Genomic DNA, 20,240 nt, shown 5'->3' with positions numbered 1-20,240 from the left:
CGAGATGGCGGATTAAAGGGAAACCGCCGGGTACCTTGGCAGCTTGGCAACCTACTCAGAAGAGGACTTTCGATATGGCGAAGGTGCCGTGGCTTTTGGTGCTTTCTTTGTTGATTGCAACAGCGATCACGCAAGCGTCCCTTTGGATACGCAACATTAGACCGTCTAAAAGAATTAGCCTGTGGGAGCACCTGTTATGGGAGATGCCTCCTAGGGATGAGCAGACGAAGGAATACTACAAGCAACGTTTGCTCACGGCGATCATAGTGCTCCCAGTGACGGTGCTTGCGCACTATGCGTTTGCCGAATTGTACAAGCAATAGATGCTTCGAACTAGCGGTGTCAAAGCTTGGCAAGCTGCTTGAAGAGAGACTTGCGAAATGACACGGACGGCCTGGATTATGCTGCTCTCTTTGGCGATTGCCGTAGTGATCACACAATGCTCTCTTTGGATGCGCGGCCTTAAGCCGTCAAAACGAGTTGGCTTTTGGGAGCACATGACTTGGGAGATGTTTCCCAAGGATGAACAGACCAGAGTGTTTGTTCAGCAACGATTGCTCACGATGATCGTGGCGCTTCCACTAACTTTGCTTGTGCTAACCGTACTTAGCAAATTGTACGGGCAATGAATTTCGAGCAAGCTCGCAGGGCGGGTTCTCTTTAACTCGTCGATCCATACGAGATGGCGGGTTAGAGAGAACCCGCCCTATGCCCTATGCAAGCCCCGCTGTGAAAGGGAAACGGAGCTTCAACCCATACTCGTCTCAACCGCGAGAGCGGCGACGAAGCGATCGAGTTCTTCCTCGGTCGTATACAGCGCGGGGCTGACACGGATGCACTGCCCCCTGGCTACGCCATCGCGGCGCACGGTGAGAACCTTGTGTCTGTCGCGCAAGGCGACGACCAACGCATTGTTGTCCTCGCGCGATCCCTTGTTCTTTACCCGGAATGACGTGATCCCTGCAGCCAAACCCGGCTCGTCCGGCGTCAGCACCTCGATGTTCGGCAACGCGCGCGCCTTTGCGACCCAGCGGTCGCGCAGATAGCGCAGACGTGCGGCCTTGGCCGCCGTGCCGATGGTCTCGTGTAACTTCAACGCCAGCGGGAGCGTCAGGATGGTCGCGAAGTTCGCGGTACCGGTATGGACGCGCGTGCGGATGTCGTTCGGATCGAAACTGCCGTCGCCATAGTGCCGGTCGATCGCATCCAGGCGGCCTTTCCGGATATAGAGGAAGCCAATGCCGACCGGCGCCCCGATCCATTTGTGCAGGTTGAAGCCGATGAAATCGACGCCGAGATCGGCGATTTGAAAATCGACCTGACCCCATGAATGCGCGGCATCGAGAATGACGTCGATGTTCTTCTCCCGCGCCATCGCGGCGATTTCCTTGACCGGGATGATCAATCCGGTGCGATGGCTGAGATGGGTAAGCAGGATCAGCTTCAGCTTCGGCGTTTCGCGGATGGCTTTGGCGTAGGCATCGAGAATGGCCTGCCTGCTGGCGGGTTCCGGCAGCGCGATCTTGAAAACGCCGACACCGCGCCGGTCTTTCAGCCACTCCATTGCGAATTGCATCGAGTCATAGTCGAGATCGGCGTAGAGAACGGAATCGCCGGGCTGAAGGCGGTTATAGTTGACAATGAGATTCTGCAGCGCCTCGGTCGCCCCCCGGGTGATGGCGATCTCATCCTTGTCGACACCGGCCGTACGTGCGAGCGCGCTGACGACCGCGTCGGAATCCGCGCCAAATTTCGTGCGGGCATAGGCGGTATTCTGTTGATTGACCCTCTCCGTCTGGCGAACGAATTCGGCAAGAACCGGCCTGGCCATGATGCCCCAATAGCCGTTCTCCAGATTGGCCATGCCGCGATCGACGTCATAGAGCGACGCGACTTGCTCCCAGAACGGCCGGTCCTGCGAGATGCTGTCGCCAGTCCGCGTGAACGACGGAAGTGACGATGCGCCATTTTGCGCGCTGGCGCTGCTGGCCGTGACGATGGCCGCCGCCGTGCCACCCAGCACGCCGCGCCTGGAAAACTGCGGGGTCCGGTTCATGATAGCCTCCCTCGGATCAGGGGCGCTTGATCTCAATTTGAGACGACAGCTTCATGACATCAGCGTAGGGCGGGTTCTCTTTGACCCGCCGATCGATACGAGATGGCGGATTAAAGGGACGTCGCTCTACGAGCTTCAATTCAGCACAGTCAGCCGGCACGTGGTCTTGATTTCGGCCAAGGAGATGTCGAATCTCCGCAGGTGTCAACGTCAGGGATGAATGATATGGCCACCTTTATCCTGATCCCCGGCGGCTGGCAGGGCGGCTGGGTCTACCAACAGGTGGCAGAGATACTGACCGCGCACGGACACACGGCCTTGCCGATCACGCTTTCAGGGCTCGGCGATGAGCCCGCCCCGATGGCCAATCTTGAAACTCATATTGGTGAGATCGTCAGCGCCGTGAAGTTGCATCAGGGCGACGTGGTCCTGGTTGGACAATCCTACGGCGGGATGGTCGTGAGCGGCGCAGCTGACGCTGCGCCATCGCAAATCCGGGCGCTGGTCTATGTCGACGCCTACGTGCCTGATTCCGGCGACTCGGTCTGGTCGCTGACGACGCCGCGTTTTCGGGATCTCTTCGTCGCGGGCGCCAACGCTGACGGACTAAACTGCGCGCCCCCTCCCACGCTTGACCCGCGATGCCGGCCGCAGCCGATGGCGACGTTTCTCCAATCGATCAATCTCAGCGGACGCTGGCGTGAGGTGCCGCGCAAGACCTACATCGGTGCGCATGGGTGGGAGGGAAGTCCGTTCCTTGACCTCTATCAACGCCTGAGCGGCGAGCCGGAGTGGTCGACCTTTGCCCTCGATTGCGGGCACAATGTAGCACGGCTGCAGCCCGAGGCCCTGACGGAGATATTGCTGGCGCAGGTCGCGTAGGGCGGGTTCTCTTTAACCCGCCGGCCCATACGAGATGGCGGATTGAAGGGAATCCGCCCTCCGGCCCTCGGCTCGCTCGCGAAGGCGATCTATCCATTCGCCTTCGAAGCCAATCAATGCACGTTCAACCGGCCAACCGGGCGCTGTCTCGATCAGATGCAACAGGGTCCACGCAAGTCCGAAGCAACCGTCTGGACCGAAGAGTTTCACTAACGCGCAAGCCTCTTCATCCGTGACAGGCGTTTGAACCTTCGACATCTGCTCCTCAAATGCTTGCATCGTTGGAACGGTAGCAGCCGCAGAGCTCGGAAGCGGTCCAAGTACGAGAAGCGCGCTGATCGCTTGCTGCATTTTTCTCTCCGCTACCACCCATAGCTCGCGTAGGGCGGGCTCTCTTTAACACGCCATCTCGTAATCGTGCGGCGGATTAAAGAGAACCCGCCAACGGAGCTTCCGCCGTCATTGCGAGCGAAGCAATCCACACTTGTTTTTTTGGCTGCTATGGATTGCTTCGCTGCGCTCGCAATGACGGTTGTGGGAGCTTCGCGCCAACAACGCAAAAAAATCCGCCGGAGAAATCTCCGGCGGATCGTTGTTGTTGCGTAACCTGAGGCAGTCCTACGCCTTCATGCTCGCCTTTACCGCCTCCGCCGTGATCGGCAACGCGCGGACGCGGGCGCCGCAGGCGTTGAAGATGGCGTTGCCCAGCGCGGGCGCGATCACGGTCACCGCCGGCTCGCCGACGCCGGTCGGCTTTTCGCCGTTGGCGATGACGTTGACGGCGACTTCCGGCATCTGGCTCATGCGGAGCGGGGTGTAGGTATCGAAGTTGGTCTGCTCGATACCGCCGTCCTTCAGCGTCGCCTTTTCATACATCGCGAGCGAAAGGCCCCACAGCGCCGCACCCTCGACCTGGGCGCGGATGTTGTCGGGATGCACCTGCATGCCGACGTCGGTGGCCACGGTCAGCTTCTTGACCTTGACCTCGCCGCTCGGCGAAACCGCGACATGGGCCACGCAGGCGGTCCAGCTCGCGGTCGCCCGCTCCTGCGACGACACGCAGGCCACGCCCATGCCTTCTCCCTTGGGGAGTTTGACGGTGCCGTAGCCGGCCATGCCCATCGCCGCGAGCAGGGTGCTGCGCAGACGCTGCGCGCCACCATCGTTCTTGCCTTTGCCGTCGAGCAGGGAGATCCGGTACTCGGCGGGATCCTTGCCGGCGGCGTGGGCGAGTTCGTCGATCATGCTTTCGACCGCCCAGAAGGTCCAGCCCGGTGCGACCGACCGCAGCTGTCCCGACGGGGTGGCGTTGTGCGCCATCTCGTTCTTGATGGCGCGCACATTGTGATTGGGCACGGAATAGAAGAAATCCGCCCCGTTCACGGTGAACGCATCCAGCGGCCCCTTCTTGTCGACCGAAGGCGACAGGAAATCGGGGATGCCCCAGCGCTGGGTCGGCCACGCGCTGACCACGTCGTGATTGAGCGCGATCAGTTTGCCGTCGCCATCGAGGCCCGCCTTGACCTTCTGGAAGGTCAGCGGCCGCGAATAGTCCATGGTCATGTCGTTTTCGCGGGAATAGATCACCTTGACCGGCTTGCCGACGGCTTTCGCCGCCTGCACCGCGGGCACCATCATGTCGGCATCGAGACGCCGGCCGAAGCCGCCGCCCAGCCACATCTGATGCATCACGACGAACTTCGGATCTATACCGGCGGCGCCCGCCGCGATCGCGCCGGAGCGCGTCGCGAACTGGTTGCCGGAATAGATATTCAGGATGTCGCCCTTGAACTCCGCGGTGGCGTTCATCGGCTCGAGCGGCGCATGGATGTTGATGCTGGTGGTGTATTCCGCCTCCAGCACTTTCGCCGCGGTGCCGAAGGCGGCCGCGGTATCGCCGTCCTTGACGAAGAACTGCCCGGAATCATCCAGCTTCTGCAGCCGCTTCGCCTCTTCCAGCAGCGACTCGCTCGACAGCTTGGCGTTCGGACCACCGTCATAGGCGACCTTCAGCGCTCCCGCCGCCTTCTTCGCATTGGCATAGGTATTGGCTACCGCCACCACCCAGCCAGTCGTGCTGCCGGTCTTGTCGTCGAGCGTCACCGCCTTGATGAAGCCCGGCACTTTCTTGGCCGCGGAATCATCGACCGATTTCACCGTGGCGCCAAAGCGCACCGGCGGGGTCACCACAGCGCCGTAGACCATGCCCGGCAGATTGACGTCGATGCCGTATTTGGCCGTGCCGTTGCTCTTCGGGGGAATGTCGAGCTGCGGAACGGAAACGCCGACCATGGTGTATTGATCGGGAGTCTTGAGCTTGATCGCCTTGAGTTCGTCGGGCGTGAAAGTCTTGGTGATCTTGCCGCTCTTGACGATGTCGGCGAAGCTCATCGACTTCTTCGACTTCGGATGCGACACGGTGGAATCGCGCACCACCAGTTCGCCGGCGGGAACGCCCATGATCGTGGCCGCCGCCTGCGTCAGCGCGATCCGCCCGGCGGCGCCCGCGCGGCTCATCGCATCGAAGTTCATCATCGTCGACCAGCTGCCGCCGGTGATCTGCGCGCCCAGGACGGGATCGTTGAACTTCGGATCGTTGGAGGCAAGCTGAACCCGCATGTCCTTCCAGGACGAGCCGAGCTCTTCGGAAACGATCTGCGCCATGGTCGAGGCGATGTGCTGGCCCATATCGGCCTTGCCGCACGTCACGGTGACCAATCCATCCGATCCGATCGAGTACCAGACGCTGGGATCGAACTTGGCCGGTGCCGCCAGCGCCTGATCGGCGCCGAGCAGACCGGGAACGGCAGAGTAGCCGAGCGCGAGGCCTGCGGCGGCGGTGCCGACGAGGAATGAACGGCGGCTGAGGTCGGCGGGTTCGCCGGATATCTTTTTCACGTGAGTGTTCATGTGGGCCTCCGCTCGGTGCCGGCGTTGGACGCGGTGCGCATGTCGGCGGCGGCGCGCAGGATCGCCTTCTGGATGCGGGAATAGGTCATGCAGCGGCACAGATTGCCGTCCATATGCGCAACCACTTCTTCCTTGGTCGGATTGGAATTCTTGGACAGCAGCGAAGCCGCCTGCATGATCTGGCCGGACTGGCAGTAGCCGCATTGCGGAACCTGCTCGAGGATCCAGGCCTTCTGCAGCGGGTGATCGCTCTTGGCGCTGAGGCCTTCGATGGTGGTGATCTTCTTGCCGACGGCCTCGCTGACCGGGGTCTGGCAGGACCTGACGGCTTCGCCGTTGACGTGAATCGTGCAGGCGCCACACAGGCCGGCGCCGCATCCGAATTTCGTGCCGGTCATCTGCAATTGCTCGCGGATGACCCATAGCAGCGGCGTATCGCCCGCCGCCTCGACGGACATATTCCGCCCGTTGATATTCAGATTTGGCATTTGCGCTTCCCCTTCCGGTGCATGAAGCCGCTTACGGCGGCAATCACTGTTGGGTATTCCTGGCACCCACCGGCTCGATGTCAGTTGGCGCGCAGAATGATACCGATCCGAATTAGAGGCAATGCAATTTGGAATCGTTCGAAGAGAATAAAATTTTGAAAAATCTGGTTGTGCGCTGCGGCAAGATGTTGCGCGTGCCCTTGATTTGGAATGCGCCGGCGTGGGCACGGTCCGCCATTTCCGCATTTCCCAACCGCCGAAAGATCGCGCTAGGATACCACCGGATCGAAATCGCACATTATCCTGGCCGGAAAATCGCAATGCCGAAGATCAACCGTGACGGCGTCAACATCCATTACGAGGTGCATGGCAGCGGCCCACCGCTGCTCTTGACCCACGGTTATTCCTCGACATCAGGGATGTGGCAGGGCCAGATCGAGGCGCTGTCGAAGCATCACAAACTCGTGTTGTGGGACATGCGCGGCCACGGCCAGTCGGATTATCCCGATGATCCCGCAGCCTATAGCGAAGCGCTGACGGTGGCCGACATGGCAGCATTGCTCGACGAGGTCGGCGCGGACAAGGCCATCGTCGGCGGGCTGTCGCTCGGCGGTTACATGTCGCTGGCGTTCTATCGCAGCCACCCCGAGCGGGTGCGGGCGCTTCTGATCATCGACACCGGACCCGGCTTCAAGAAGGACGATGCGCGCGAGGTCTGGAACAAGCGCGCCCGTGAAACCGGCAACCGCTTCGATCGCGAGGGCCTGGACGTCCTGAAATCCGCCAGCCGCGAACGCTCGGGCGTCAGCCATCGCGATGCCTCGGGACTGGCGCGGGCCGCGCGCGGCATGCTGATCCAGCGCGACGCGCGCGTGATCGAATCGCTGCCCGACATCAAGGTGCCGTCGCTGGTCGTGGTCGGCGCCGACGACACGCCGTTCCTGGCCGCATCCGATTACATGGCGACAAAAATTCCCGGCGCGAAGAAGGTGGTGGTTCCGGCCGCCGGCCACGCCGTCAACATCGATCAGCCGCAGGCCTTTATCGAAGCGGTGCTGCCGTTCCTTGATGGCCTAGATGCAAAGGCCGCCACGAGGGCCACGACATGAAGGCGATTGCCGCCGCGGCCTTTCTGATGGTGTCAGGCACTTTGGCACCCGCGCTTGCACAGCATCTGCCGCCGTTCGGCGGCCCCTACCCGCCGCCGTTCACCGAAACCCTGTCGAACACCACGCCGCTGGTGTTCGGCATGGATGCGATGGAAGCCGAACGCGCGCTTGGAACTCCGCTCAATTACGTCAAGGGACGGCCGGGCGATGAGGTGTTCCTCACCTTCCGCGATCTCGGCGGCAGCGGATTGTTTCCGAGCAAGCACCGGCTCTATCTGCAATTCCGCAAAGGCCGGCTGGCGGGCTGGAAGGGCGACTGGGGTCACAACTGGATGTGGCAGTAACCGCCGCCTGCCCTGCAACAGGCTTCGAGCAACCCTTCAACGAAAAGCAAATCTTCAACAAAAAGCAAACCTGCAACAAAAAGGATGACCCGTGGGACAGGATATTACACTGACGGCTTCGGACGGTTTCAAACTCGGCGGCTATCGCGCCGATCCCGCGGGCGCGCCCAAGGCGGCCATCGTGGTGATCCAGGAGATCTTTGGCGTCAATCACCATATTCGTTCGGTGTGCGATCGCCTTGCAGGCGCCGGCTATGTCGCGATCGCGCCGTCGATCTTCGACCGTATCAGCCCGAACTTCCAATGCGGCTATTCGCCGGATGAGGTCGCGAACGCGCGCAAATTCATCGCCAATCCGGATTGGCCGGCGATGTTGCTCGACACTCAGGCCGCGATCGATACGGTCAAGAGCGTGGGCCCGGTCGGCATCATCGGATTCTGCCTCGGCGGCAGCATCGCTTTCGCCGCTGCGACCAAGCTGACGGGGCTATCGGCCGCGGTCGGCTATTACGGCGGCGCCGTCGTCCGCTTCGCCGACGACAAACCGAAAGTGCCGACGCAACTGCATTTCGGCGAAAAGGACGCCGGCATTCCGCTGACCGACGTCGAGACCATCAAGACCAAGCGGCCCGACGTCGAAGTCTTTGTCTATCCCGGCGCGCAGCACGGCTTTCACTGCGACGAGCGGGCCAGCTACGACAAAGCCAGCGCCGACATCGCCTGGCCGCGCAGCCTCGATTTCTTTGCAAAACATTTGAAGTGACGGCAACGGCGTCATTCACCCGTCGCCCCGGCCTTCGCCGGGGCGACAATGATTACTCGCCCTTGACGCCGGTGGCTTTCACCACATCCGCCCAGCGTGCGTAGTCACGGCGCAGGGTGGCTTCGAAGGTTTCCGCCGTGCCGCCGACGGGCATCAGGCTGACCGTCTCGAGCCCCGCGGTGCCCTCAGGGGATGCGATGATGCGGGCCAGTTCCGCGGACAGTTTCGTGACGATGTCCTTGGGCGTTGCAGCGGGCACGAAGACACCGACCCAACCTTCGGCCTCAAAGCCGGGGAAGCCGAGTTCGGCCATCGTCGGCACGTTCGGCAACTGGGTCCTGCGCTTTTCGCCGCCGACCGCCAGCGCCCGGACCTTGCCTGCCTGGATTTGCGGGCCGGCCGTGGTCAGATCGACGAAGCCTGCGGTCACCGTGTTGTTGAGCAGATCGTTCACCAGCGGCGCCGCGCCACGATAGGGAACATGGGTCATGTCGATGCCCGCGTTCTTCTTCAGGAGTTCGCCGTAGAGATGCGACGTCGTCGCGTTGCCGAACGAGCCGTACGGCACCTTGCCGGGGTTTGCCTTGGCGTGATCGATCAGTTCCTTGACCGTCTTGATCGGCTGCGCCTCGGGGACCGTCAGCACGACCGTCGACAGCCCGACCTGGGTCACCGGCGCGAGATCCTTGAAGACGTCGTAGGGCAATTTCCCAACTAGGCTCGGCGCCTGGATGATCTGGGTGATGGCGACCAGCACGGTGTAACCATCGGGCTGCGCCTTGGCGACGTAATCATTGCCGACCACACCGCCGCCGCCCGACTTGTTTTCGACGACGACGGGCTGCTTCCACGCTTCCGACAGTTTGTTGGCCAAAAGGCGCGCCGAAACGTCGGTGGCTCCTCCCGCGGGATAAGGCACCACGAAGGTTATTCGCCGCTCCGGATAGGACTGCGCCGCCGCCTGTTCCGCGGACACGCACACGGCCGTCATGGCAATGCCTGCGATCATGGCAGCTGAAATTGCAGTGCGCACGAGCTTGGTTGGCAAACGGATGCTCATCTCTTCCCCTGGTTGATTTAAATGGATTGCGTTGACGGCGGCATATGCCGCTGGCCTGTGCGAGGCAAGTTCCGATCCGGCGCTTCGCGCCGAATGCGCTGATTCACCACAGCCCGGTAATGCCGCAGCACGGAATGATCCGAACAGCGCCGCTAGAACCAGCGCTCGCCGACCAGCACCGTATCGCCCGGGCTGATCGAAGTGCCGGGCGGAACGATGTAGCGCGCGGTTCCCGAGCCATCGGTGTGCGTGACCGTGACCCGATCGCGCCGCGCGCGGGGCGAGAAACCGCCGGCAATCGCAACCGCGCTTTCGACGGTCATGTTGGGCACGTAAGGATATTGTCCGGGCGCCGCCACTTCGCCGAGGATGAAGAACGGCCGGTAGGCTTCGATCTCGACCGCGACGGAGGGATCACGGATGAAGCCGGCACGCAGTTTGGCTGCGATCTCGGCTGCGAGACCGGCGGGCGTGCGGCCGCGCGCCGGCACCGAGCCGATCAGCGGTATCGTGATCGAGCCGCCGGCATCGATCGCGTAAGTATTGGTGAGGCCTTCCTGGCCGTAGACCACGACGCGCAGCCTGTCGCCGGCATCGAGATGATACGACGTGTCATATCGGACCGGTTCGGCGTAGGCGACGGGCGCCGCGACAACCACGGGAGCGGGCGCGTAAACTGGACGCGGCGTTCTGGCAAAGGACGCGCGCATCGCGCTGATGGCGCCGCCGCCGCTATTGTCCACGACGACGACCGGCGCCGGCGCCGCGCCATAGGTCATGGCGTCGAGATCGGCTTGCGGCGCGACCGCGACGGGTCCAGCCGTGCGCATGCACCCCGACAGAGCGAGCGCGGCCATCATCGCAGTGATCGAAAATCGAAACGCGCGCGCAACTCGCACCGGAGCCATCCCTCAAAGCGAGACAGCTCTAGTCTTGCACCGGTTATGGTTAACAAAGCGTTTTTTTGGGGTGCGGTGCGGGCGAGAGGAAGCGGTGAGACTCCCTCTCCCCGTTCTTACGGGGAGAGGGTTGGGGTGAGGGGCTCTCACCGCGAGGGTGGTGTAATCGTTAGACCTGTACCCCCTCACCCGGATTGCATCTGCGATGCAATCCGACCTCTCCCCGCAGGCGGGGAGAGGTGAAGAAAGAACTAGTCAATCAAGCGGTCACACCGACGCCGATCGGGCACGACACGCCGGTGCCACCCAGCCCGCAATAGCCGGCCGGATTCTTGGCGAGATATTGCTGGTGATAGTCCTCGGCAAAATAGAATTCGCCTGACGGTGCGATCTCGGTAGTGATGGCGCCAAGACCCTTGGCCGCCAGCGCCTTCTGGTACATCGCCTTCGACGCATCGGCGGCTTTGGCTTGCGCATCGCTGAGCGTGTAGATCGCGGAACGATATTGGGTGCCGACATCATTGCCCTGGCGCATGCCCTGCGTCGGGTTGTGATTTTCCCAGAACGTCTTCAGCAGCGCTTCGTAGGAGAACTTCTTCGGATCGAACACGACCAGCACCACTTCGGTGTGACCGGTGCGGCCCGAGCAAACTTCTTCGTAGGTCGGATTGGGCGTGTGGCCGCCGGCGTAACCGACGGCGGTCGCAAAAATGCCCTCGCCGAGTTGCCAGAACTTGCGTTCGGCGCCCCAGAAACAGCCGAGCGCGAACACCGCCTGCTCGAGACCTGCGGGATAAGGCGGCTGCAGCTTGCGGCCGTTGACGAAATGGGTTGACGCGGTCGGGATCGGCGTGGCGCGGCCCGGCAGCGCTTCGGCGGCACTCGGCAACGCGGTGGTCTTGCGCATGAACAACATGGATTGCCTCCAGGCGGAACATCGGCTGGCGCGCAAACGGCGGCAGCCGGCTGACTTCTATATAAGGCTTTACGCGGGTTGCCGCAGCCCTGTTACGCAAGCCTCCTTACGCAGCGTTGGCAACGCCCGGCCTTTGCTGAACCAAAGCCTGTCAGTCCCGCGAATAGCCGATCAACGGCTTGCGGGGCCGGAACAGGATCATCAAGAGAATGCCGAACACGCCCAGCACAGCGAAAACCGGCTGGTCCAGCAGGACCTTGATGACGCTGTTCCAGAGCCAGGGCGCGGCACCCTCGACCGAAGTGCGAAACGCCAGCTGGCTGGACTGATGGATGTCGTTCCAGAACTGCCCGAAGCGGGTGAAACGCAGGGTCTGGTCGGCGACATAACGTGCGCCGTCATAGACCATGAAGATGAATCCGCCGGCCAGGAGCAGCAGGCCAATTAGCCGGAAGAAACCGCGGATCATGCGTCACCTTATACCTGTCGGGCCCGGAAGGCCGTCAGCCCAATACCGGGCTCCCCTAATAAATTCAACCTCGTCAGCAGCTTATGCGCCATTTCCGGCCGGATTTTCCGATTTTTGGTGGGTCCAGAAAGCGTTGACGGTGCAGAACCAGCCCTCTATAAGACCCCCAATGGCGGCGGGCGCAATCCCGCCGCCGCTGTTCTTTGAGCCGCGCCGCGGTGGGAGCATTTTGGCTTCCGAGCATGGCGACCTCAAGGACACCCTGAAACACACCAGCGCAATTTGAACGGCCGGCGCGCTCAAGCCCGACCACCCGAGCGATGACAGCCGAAGGATAGTTGAGAACATGGCCAATACCACTTCCGCCAAGAAGGCGACCCGCAAGATTGCCCGCCGCACCATCATCAACAAGTCGCGCCGCACCCAGATGCGTGGTGCGGTTCGCACCGTCGAAGAAGCCATCAAGAGCGGCGACCGCGATGCAGCGTTGAAGGCGATGGCGCACGCGGAACCGGAACTGATGCAAGCCGCGCAGCGCAACATCATTCACAAGAACAACGCGAGCCGGAAGGTGTCACGCCTGACGCACCAGATCGCCAAGCTCGCGAAATGAACTGACGAAAAAAAATATTCGTCAAAGAAGCCCGGCCTTGGCCGGGCTTTTTCTTTTTCCAGTTCGATTGTCCCGTTGCTGCACAGCAGAGCGCGTGTCATATTTCTTCGGCCCCGTAGTTTTACGCGGTGCAGTTTGTTGCAACGGCAATGCTGTGCGCAGACGCGAGATGCACAGCGAGTTTTGCTGCGCGAGGTTCCAAAAGATTCCCGCTGTTTGCCCGCAACAGCCACGCGAGAGTTACCCTAAAAAAGAATCGCGAAAAACTTCGTCTCGCTAATCACTTATCCACATAGCGACTTCAAGCGGTTTGAAAAATGGTCTGCGCAAGCGCGATTGTAACGGTTTCTTAAAATTTTTCTCGAGTGCGTCGAAAATTGTCACGATGCGCAAGCGCGCGCGAATCTGTTCACGAATCCAAAACGTTGCTTTCGAGTGTCACAATTGCAACCCGGCCACACAGCCGAGGACTCGGTCACACACGTCGATTCACGGATTGTCAGAATTTCCGCTTGGTGTACATCTAGTGTCGTTCGCGACGCCCACGGCTCTCCAGACCAGCGCGGTTTGAGACCCAAGGGTGGACGTGCAAATCGGCGGCGGTGTGCGCGTTAGCGACGCTTTCCAAGCGATGCTAAGTTGGTAACTCATAGCAATATGAGAATGGTTGTTCTGTGTCTAAATTTCTCAGGCGTGGCGTGCAGGTTTCGCGTGTCGATGACTAGGGAGATAAGGCAAGTGTTGGCAACCGCAGCGTTGGGAACGCGGAGTGCGTGAACGTGTTGAAGACGACAGACTGAGGTTACGCGGCGGCGCAGCGCCGGGCAGATGTCCGGTAGCGGCAGACTGACTTTGAAAACACTTTCGACATGACAACTCGCCGCGTTCTCGCGGCGAGAGGGGGAGGCACTATGCTTTACGGAATCGCGGCATTAGACGGACGCATTTCACAACAGACCGTATTGGTTGCTCCAGCCTTCTTTTCCAACCATTCCTCGGTGCGAACTCCGGACGGGCCGTCGAGTACGCGCTGACCTCGCGGGAAACCTTCTTCTCCAACTGAAAATCTGACCAGCGGCGTTCGCGCCGAACGGTCGATCTATGTCCGGAGTTGAAGCCCCGCGTGAGGTCGCGCCTTGCAGCACCCCTGTTGGCAGGAACCCTGCAAGGCGAATTAGCAACGAACATTACTCTTTCAGAAAAGTTATCAGGCAATGACGAATATCGAACAGGATCGCTGGTCGCGGGTGAAGGGTCGGTTGCGGACGACGGTAGGCGAAGACGTCTATTCGAGTTGGTTCGCGCGCATGGATCTGGAAGGCGTGCAGGACGAGAACGTCCATCTGTCGGTTCCGACCCGGTTCCTCAAGAGCTGGATCCAGGCGCATTACGCCGATCGCGTTCTCGCCTGCTGGCAGGCCGAGATGCCCGAAGTGCACCGGATCGACCTCACCGTGCGCACGGCGATGCGATGCGCCGCACCCGCGAAGGAAGCTCCCGCGCCGGCCGATCAGCGCCGCGTCGAGCATGCCAACGGTCGCCCCGCGCCCGAGCTGCGCGCCACCGCGACCGCGCCGGTGTCCGCGAGCCATGATGCGCTCGGCGGCTCGCCGCTCGACCCGCGCCTCACCTTTGCAAGTTTCGTGATCGGCCGCTCCAACACGCTGGCGCATGCGGCGGCACGCCAGGTCGCCGAAGGGCGGCGCGGCGATGCCGTGATGTTCAATCCTCTCTATATTCACGCCGGCGTCGGCCTCGGCAAAACCCATCTGTTGCAGGCCGTCACGTGGGCCGGCAATTCCGGCAACGAGCGCAAGGTGCTCTATCTCACCGCCGAGAAGTTCATGTACGGCTTCGTCGCGGCGCTGAAGACGCAGACGGCGCTGGCCTTCAAGGAAGCGCTACGCGGCATCGACGTGCTCGTGATCGACGATCTGCAGTTTCTGCAGGGCAAATCGACCCAGGCCGAGTTCTGCCATACGCTGAACGCGCTGATCGATGCCGGCCGCCAGGTCGTGATCGCGGCCGACCGCCCGCCGTCCGATCTCGAAAGCCTCGATGATCGCGTGCGCTCGCGGCTGGCCGGCGGCCTCGTCGTGGAAATGGGTTCGCTCGGCGAAGAGCTTCGGCTCGGCATCCTCAAATCGCGCGTCGCCGCGGCCCGTGCCCATCATGCGAGCTTCGACGTACCGGAACCGGTGCTGGATTATCTCGCGCGCACCATCACCCATAACGGCCGGGATCTCGAAGGCGCCATCAACCGGCTGCTCGCGCACTCCAAGCTCAACGCCCAGCCGGTGACGCTGGAAATGGCCGAGCGCGAAGTCCGCGACCTGATCCGTCCGCAGGAACCGAAGCGGATCAAGATCGAGGACATCCAGCGCGTGGTGGCCCGCCAATATAACGTCAGCCGTTCGGACCTGTTGTCCTCCCGGCGTACCGCCAATGTGGTTCGCCCGCGCCAGGTCGCGATGTACCTGGCCAAGACGCTGACGCTGCGCTCGCTGCCCGAGATCGGCCGCCGGTTCGGCGGACGCGACCACACCACGGTGCTGCACGCCGTGCGCAAGATCGAGGCACTGGTGTCCCGGGATACGGCGCTGTCGGAAGAAGTGGAATCGCTGAAGCGCCAATTGCAGGAATGAACGCAGTCATTCCGGCCTAGTGCGAATTGCGCACGGGCGCCGGAACCCATACTCCGCGGCCGGGCTTTTGGGCACCCTGGCTGACGGCTTATGCAGCCACGAACGCCTGTGGTTATGGGTCCCGGCCCGTGGTGCGCAATTGCGCACCAGGCCGGGACGACGGTGAATTTGCCTGCAAACCGTGGGAAACGGCGTCGTAATCCCTTGCGCTTAAACCCTATCCGCGCCACCTTGCGGTCCCCCCGAAGGTTTGATCAAGTCCCATCTTGATCCGGCTTTTCGGGTTTCAATGGCCGCGGCGTGCCTTCAGGGCCGCCCGGCTTTTCCATCTTAGGGATCAGGCGGGTATTGCAATGAAGGTCACCGTCGAACGCGCGCAACTCCTGAAATCGCTGGGCCACGTCCATCGCGTGGTCGAGCGCCGCAACACCATCCCGATCCTCGGCAACGTGCTGATCCGTGCCGAGAACGCCAAACTGTCGCTGAAGGCGACCGACCTCGATCTCGAGGTGACGGAAACCCTGGCAGCGGAAACCGGAACCGCCGGCTCGACCACCGTGCCGGCGCACATGTTCTACGACATCGTCCGCAAGCTGCCCGATGGCGCGCAGATCGTGCTGGAGGCCGACGGCGACCGTTCGGTGCTGGCGATCCGCGCCGGCCGTTCGCGCTTCACGCTGCAGACCCTTCCCGAAAGCGATTTCCCCGATCTGGCCGCCGGCGACATGACGCATTCGTTCTCGCTGGCCGCCGCCGACGTCAAGCGCCTGATCGACCGCACCCAATTTGCGATCTCGACCGAAGAGACCCGCTATTACCTCAACGGCATCTATTTGCACTCGGCCGGCAGCGCCAAGGCTGCGACCTTGCGCGGGGTAGCGACCGACGGACACCGGCTGGCGCAGATCGATCTGGCTCTCCCGAAGGGCGCCGTCGGCATGCCCGGTGTGATCGTGCCGCGCAAGACCGTCGGCGAAGTGCAGCGGCTGATCGAGGACAATGAAGCCGAAGTCTCGATCGAATTGTCGCAGGGCAAGATCCGCTTCACCCTCGGCAATGTGGTGCTGACCTCGAAACTGATCGACGGCACCTTCCCGGATTACGGCCGCGTCATTCCGCAGAACAACGACAAGGAACTGATCGTCGACAAGAAGGATTTCGAGGCCGCGGTCGACCGCGTCTCGACCATTTCGAGCGAACGCGGCCGCGCGGTGAAACTGGCGTTGTCGGCCGGCAAGCTGGTGCTCTCGGTGACCAACCCGGATTCCGGCAGCGCCACCGAAGAACTCGAAGTCGAATACGCCTCCGACGCGCTCGATATCGGATTCAACTCGCGCTATCTCCTTGATATCGCCGCCCAGATCGAAGGCGAGGTCGCGGTGCTGCGGCTGGCCGATCCCGGCTCCCCGACCCTGGTGCAGGACAAGGATAACAAAGGCGCGCTCTACGTGCTGATGCCGATGCGGGTGTGACGGTCCACTTGTCATTGCCGGGCTTGCTGCCCAAATTGCGTCATGGCCGGGCTTGTCCCGGCCATCCACGTCTTAGGCGCAGTAAAGACGTGGATGCCCGGCACAAGGCCGGGCATGACGAAAGAGTTTCGTTATGACCCCCTCCCGCATCCACAAGCTGACACTGACGCATTTTCGCAATTATCGGGCGGGGAGCGTGCAGACGCGCGGCGACGTCGTGGTGCTGGTGGGGCCGAACGGCGCCGGCAAGACCAATTGCCTCGAGGCGATCTCGTTTCTGTCGCCGGGACGGGGCTTGCGGCGCGCGACGCTGGAAGATGTCGCCGACAATCAGGGCAACGGCTCCTGGGCCGTCTCCGCCGAAGTCGAGGGCGCGCTGGGGCTGGCGACGCTGGGCACCGGGATCGATGCGCCCGGAAATGAAAACAGTTCCACTGGCCGCCGCTGCCGGATCGACCGCGAGCCGGTCGGCTCGGCGACCGCGTTCGGCGATCATTTGCGCATGGTGTGGCTGACGCCGGCGATGGACGGACTGTTTCTTGGCGCAGCCTCGGAACGGCGGCGCTTCTTCGACCGGCTGGTGCTGGCGATCGACAGCGAACATTCCAGCCGCGTGTCGGCGCTGGAGCGTTCGCTGCGCTCGCGCAACCGGCTGCTCGAAGTTCGCAATTACGACGACCATTGGTGCGACGCGATCGAGCGCGAAACCGCCGAGCTTGCGGTCGCGGTCGCGGCCACCCGCGGCCAGACCGTCACAAAACTCGCAGCGATGCTGCGCGAACGGGGCGCGGCTTCCGCGTTTCCGTCGGCGCAGATCATGCTCGACGGCTGGATGGAGAATGCGCTGGTGGGCGAGCCCGCGACGGCCGTGGAAGATCGCTACCGCGAGATCCTGCGCGCGAGCCGCCCGCGCGACGCCGCGGCAGGCCGTACGCTGGACGGCCCGCATTTGACCGACCTGCAAGTGGTCTACGCGCCGAAGAACATGCCGGCGCGCGATGCCTCCACCGGCGAACAGAAGGCGCTGCTGATCGGGCTGGTGCTGGCCCATGCCACGCTGGTCGCCGAGATGACCGGCATCGTGCCGCTGTTGCTGCTCGACGAGGTCATCGCACATCTCGATCCGGGCAGGCGCAAGGCGCTGTTCAATGAGCTGGAAAAACTCGGCGCGCAGGTCTGGATGACCGGCGCCGATCCGGCGGCATTCGCCGATATCGGCGCATCCGGCGAGGTTTTCGACGTGGATTCCGGCCACGTCACCCGCCGCGCCTGAGCCCGGTTGAACCTCAACGCCCACCCGCGCGACTAGACTCCAGCAATCGCGCCACGACGCGCGGCCATCGCTGCTGCGCCTGTCAGGCATCGGCAATATCCGGAGATACCCATGTTTGGAACGACGCGCGGGATGCTGGTCCCGGCACGGAAACATCTGTTTGCTGTCACCCTCGCGGTGATTGCCTGCGCGCCGGTTGCCGCCAGTGCCAACTCCGACATGGTCGATGTCAGCACCCTGCCGCGTCTCGAGGGGGCCGTGGAACAAACGGCCCTTGCCAAGACCCATCAATCCAAAACCTATCAAGTGACCTACGACGTTCCGACCGGCTTCGCGGCGACCACCGCTGCGGTGAGGCAATTGCTGGCCGCCGACGGCTGGGTGCGATATGCGGGCCCGCTCGAAAACGACAAGTTCTCGTCAAAATTCAAGAAGGGACGGCAAGGACTGTTTGTGTCGGTCCCGCCAGGCAAGCCCAATCAATCCAGCGTGATTTATAGCGCCAACGCAGCGCATGTGAACGTGCCGTTCCCGCCGGATGCTGCCGACATCGTGTTCGAGGAGTGGCGGCCCTATCTCGGCTGCATTGCCCCGACTGCGCTCGACGCAACGCTCGACTTCTTCCGCAAGGAGATGGCCGCGAGCGGCTGGAAGCCGCTCAAAGCCGCGGAGGCGGCCGCGCGCTGGCCGAACGTGCAGCTCAGCGAGACGATCGAGAATGGCGTGCGGGCCTATTACACCCATGATTTCGACAATGGCTTTCATCGGCAGCAGCCGGTGATGTTGACACTGCAGCGCCGTGACGACGGACGGACCGACGTGGAAATTCGGGTCGCGCCATTTGCGATGCCGGAAACGCTCGAAGCCGGTGACGACACGGCCGACCTGCCGACGCCAAAACTAACCTGGACGACGCGAAGCTCGGGCGATTCCGATTCGGCCCGGCGGCAGCTGGACGTGGCGGTCCTTGCCGAAATTCCTGCAACGCTCGCCTTCTATCGTCGCGAACTCGCGGCGCGAAACTGGACCGAAGAAACCAGCGGTGCTGTGGTCACGGCTGATAACGTCACGGCGAACTTTTCCTCGGCCGAGCAAACCGCCACGCTGGAGCTCAGCCGCCGATATGACATGACGATGGTCAATATCGTCACTCAAATGAAGGAAACCGTCCTCGCCGAACGCGCCCAGGCCAAGAAGGAAGCCGACGCGGCCCAGGCCGCCAAGGTGGCCCAGGCCGCCAAGCTGTTGGATGCGCCGCCGTCGGATGCGCCGCTGCGCGCCCTTGCCGACAATTCGAAGCCCGTGCCGCTGCCGGAGAACGCCGAAGAGGTGGAGTTCGAAGGCGCCGACGGCCGGCTCAGTTTCGATTCCCCCTCGAGCGTGAGAGCAGTCGCAACGTTCTACCGTGACGCGCTGCAGGCCCAAGGCTGGAAGGAACAGCCTTCGGTCATCAACGATGCCCGCATGGTCGTGATGCAGTTTTCCAAAGGCGGCAAGGCGGTGCGGTTCAACATCATGAAGATGGGTCGGAGGGCGAGTATCAGCGCCAATGGATCGGGTCTGGTGACGGCCGATGCCAAGATGGCCGCCAAGCCAGGCGCAACAGCACCCGCTCAGGCGGCTGCCGGCGCTGGCGCCAAAGCGGCGGCGGCGGTGCAGGTTCTCGAGGCCGACGCCGATCCCGACGCGCCCTTTCCGGTGCCAAAGCAGCACAGCGCGATGAGCACGTCGGCGAGCGGAAAGCTGCCGGGCAGCAACGCCGTGTACCGCAGGCAACTTGACGCCAGCATTCCCGCCGAGCTGAATGCCGTGCTCGCCTTCTATCGTCGCGAACTCGGCAAACGCGGATGGACGGAATCGACTGAGCGCGCCGTTGTGCAGGCGGACCGCGCGCAGCTTGCATTCACCTCTCCCGACGGGCCGGCGATGCTGAAGCTTGGCCGCAGCGACGACGAGACGTCGGTCATCCTCGCGCAGAAATATCCGGCCGTTGCCGCAAAAGCGGACTTCGTACCGAAGCCGGGTCACGCCAAGCTGATGCTCGGCAATGTCGGTGAAAGCGAAGCGGCCGTCACCATCAACAAGCAGACGATCAAGCTCGCCGCCGGCGCAGGTGGACTGCAATCGCCCAGGCCCCCGATCCTCGAACTGCCGCCGGGCAAGTACCGATATTCGATGAAGGTCGCGGGCCGCCCCGCCCGAAACGATACGATCGAGGTGACCGCCGACGACGGCTGGGGTCTGATCATTCTCCCGAGCGGAGAGGCATTGTCGATGCAGATGTATTGAACGATGCGCGTCTGAGCCGGCGGGCGTCCGGTTGAACCTCGACGTCCACCCG

At 62.5% G+C, this 20,240-nt stretch carries 17 protein-coding genes; 9 read left to right on the top strand and 8 right to left on the bottom strand.

Translation table 11 applies throughout. The features are described 5' to 3' along the window. Window positions 1-748: 748 nt before the first annotated feature. Entirely contained in the window at window positions 749-2,056 is a 1,308-nt protein-coding gene (locus tag JQ600_RS02345; protein ID WP_212386366.1) for an aminotransferase class V-fold PLP-dependent enzyme, read from the bottom strand. A 225-nt stretch (window positions 2,057-2,281) separates the two neighbouring features. Here JQ600_RS02345 and JQ600_RS02340 point away from each other — a divergent pair, with 225 nt between their 5' ends. Next, complete coding sequence (locus tag JQ600_RS02340) at window positions 2,282-2,938, top strand: alpha/beta fold hydrolase (protein ID WP_249135645.1); 657 nt, start codon at window positions 2,282-2,284, stop codon at window positions 2,936-2,938. Between the two features lie 12 nt (window positions 2,939-2,950). Here the strand turns inward: JQ600_RS02340 and JQ600_RS02335 are convergent, their stop codons facing one another. The 3 genes from JQ600_RS02335 to JQ600_RS02325 all read right to left on the bottom strand — a co-directional run bounded on the left by JQ600_RS02335 (window position 2,951) and on the right by JQ600_RS02325 (window position 6,336). Beyond that, the gene (locus tag JQ600_RS02335) at window positions 2,951-3,289 is read right to left on the bottom strand and encodes a hypothetical protein (RefSeq protein ID WP_212386364.1); all 339 of its coding nucleotides are present in this window, start codon (window positions 3,287-3,289) and stop codon (window positions 2,951-2,953) included. Window positions 3,290-3,556: 267 nt separating this feature from the next. Then, entirely contained in the window at window positions 3,557-5,848 is a 2,292-nt protein-coding gene (locus JQ600_RS02330; RefSeq protein WP_212489648.1) for a molybdopterin cofactor-binding domain-containing protein, read from the bottom strand. Beyond that, on the bottom strand, window positions 5,845-6,336 hold the full coding sequence (locus tag JQ600_RS02325; RefSeq protein WP_212263204.1) for a (2Fe-2S)-binding protein: 492 nt from the start codon (window positions 6,334-6,336) through the stop codon (window positions 5,845-5,847). Before JQ600_RS02325 ends, JQ600_RS02330 begins: the two co-directional genes overlap by 4 nt. A 320-nt stretch (window positions 6,337-6,656) precedes the next feature. On the opposite strand from JQ600_RS02325, the gene JQ600_RS02320 reads away from it, so the two are divergent. The 3 genes from JQ600_RS02320 to JQ600_RS02310 all read left to right on the top strand — a co-directional run bounded on the left by JQ600_RS02320 (window position 6,657) and on the right by JQ600_RS02310 (window position 8,552). After that, window positions 6,657-7,445 carry an alpha/beta fold hydrolase gene (locus JQ600_RS02320; RefSeq protein WP_212386362.1) on the top strand — a complete coding sequence of 263 codons (789 nt, stop codon included), beginning with the start codon at window positions 6,657-6,659 and terminating at the stop codon, window positions 7,443-7,445. Further along, window positions 7,442-7,789 carry a hypothetical protein gene (locus JQ600_RS02315; protein WP_212386361.1) on the top strand — a complete coding sequence of 116 codons (348 nt, stop codon included), beginning with the start codon at window positions 7,442-7,444 and terminating at the stop codon, window positions 7,787-7,789. Before JQ600_RS02320 ends, JQ600_RS02315 begins: the two co-directional genes overlap by 4 nt. A 91-nt stretch (window positions 7,790-7,880) precedes the next feature. Beyond that, entirely contained in the window at window positions 7,881-8,552 is a 672-nt protein-coding gene (locus tag JQ600_RS02310; RefSeq protein ID WP_212263207.1) for a dienelactone hydrolase family protein, read from the top strand. Window positions 8,553-8,604: 52 nt separating this feature from the next. Here JQ600_RS02310 and JQ600_RS02305 read toward each other — a convergent pair whose 3' ends face one another. From JQ600_RS02305 to JQ600_RS02290, 4 genes are all read right to left on the bottom strand, one after another. Further along, complete coding sequence (locus tag JQ600_RS02305; protein WP_212386360.1) at window positions 8,605-9,612, bottom strand: tripartite tricarboxylate transporter substrate binding protein; 1,008 nt, start codon at window positions 9,610-9,612, stop codon at window positions 8,605-8,607. Window positions 9,613-9,764: 152 nt separating this feature from the next. Then, window positions 9,765-10,520, bottom strand: coding sequence for a polysaccharide biosynthesis/export family protein (locus JQ600_RS02300; protein ID WP_212386359.1), 756 nt, complete (start codon window positions 10,518-10,520; stop codon window positions 9,765-9,767). Between the two features lie 250 nt (window positions 10,521-10,770). Further along, a complete protein-coding gene (gene msrA, locus JQ600_RS02295; protein ID WP_212386358.1) occupies window positions 10,771-11,427 on the bottom strand; it encodes a peptide-methionine (S)-S-oxide reductase MsrA in 657 nt (218 codons plus the stop codon). Window positions 11,428-11,578: 151 nt separating this feature from the next. After that, window positions 11,579-11,896: a hypothetical protein gene (locus tag JQ600_RS02290; protein WP_192736318.1), complete on the bottom strand. Its 318-nt coding sequence runs from the start codon at window positions 11,894-11,896 to the stop codon at window positions 11,579-11,581. Between the two features lie 346 nt (window positions 11,897-12,242). On the opposite strand from JQ600_RS02290, the gene rpsT reads away from it, so the two are divergent. From rpsT to JQ600_RS02265, 5 genes are all read left to right on the top strand, one after another. Beyond that, window positions 12,243-12,509 (top strand): 30S ribosomal protein S20, encoded by a 267-nt coding sequence (gene rpsT, locus JQ600_RS02285; RefSeq protein ID WP_212263211.1) that lies wholly within the window; start codon window positions 12,243-12,245, stop codon window positions 12,507-12,509. 1,214 nt (window positions 12,510-13,723) lie between these two features. Further along, window positions 13,724-15,154, top strand: a complete 1,431-nt coding sequence (gene dnaA / locus JQ600_RS02280) for a chromosomal replication initiator protein DnaA (protein ID WP_212263212.1) — start codon at window positions 13,724-13,726, stop codon at window positions 15,152-15,154. 353 nt (window positions 15,155-15,507) lie between these two features. Next, window positions 15,508-16,626: a DNA polymerase III subunit beta gene (dnaN, locus tag JQ600_RS02275; RefSeq protein ID WP_212032095.1), complete on the top strand. Its 1,119-nt coding sequence runs from the start codon at window positions 15,508-15,510 to the stop codon at window positions 16,624-16,626. A gap of 133 nt (window positions 16,627-16,759) precedes the next feature. Beyond that, a complete protein-coding gene (recF, locus tag JQ600_RS02270; RefSeq protein WP_212263213.1) occupies window positions 16,760-17,899 on the top strand; it encodes a DNA replication/repair protein RecF in 1,140 nt (379 codons plus the stop codon). A 111-nt stretch (window positions 17,900-18,010) separates the two neighbouring features. After that, window positions 18,011-20,188 (top strand): hypothetical protein, encoded by a 2,178-nt coding sequence (locus tag JQ600_RS02265; RefSeq protein ID WP_212386357.1) that lies wholly within the window; start codon window positions 18,011-18,013, stop codon window positions 20,186-20,188. Window positions 20,189-20,240: the final 52 nt, after the last annotated feature.

This window comes from Bradyrhizobium sp. AUGA SZCCT0176, from assembly GCF_018130145.1.
Lineage (GTDB): Bacteria > Pseudomonadota > Alphaproteobacteria > Rhizobiales > Xanthobacteraceae > Bradyrhizobium.
Note: the sequence above shows the minus strand (reverse complement) of the source record. Positions and strands in the feature narration are given on the sequence as shown.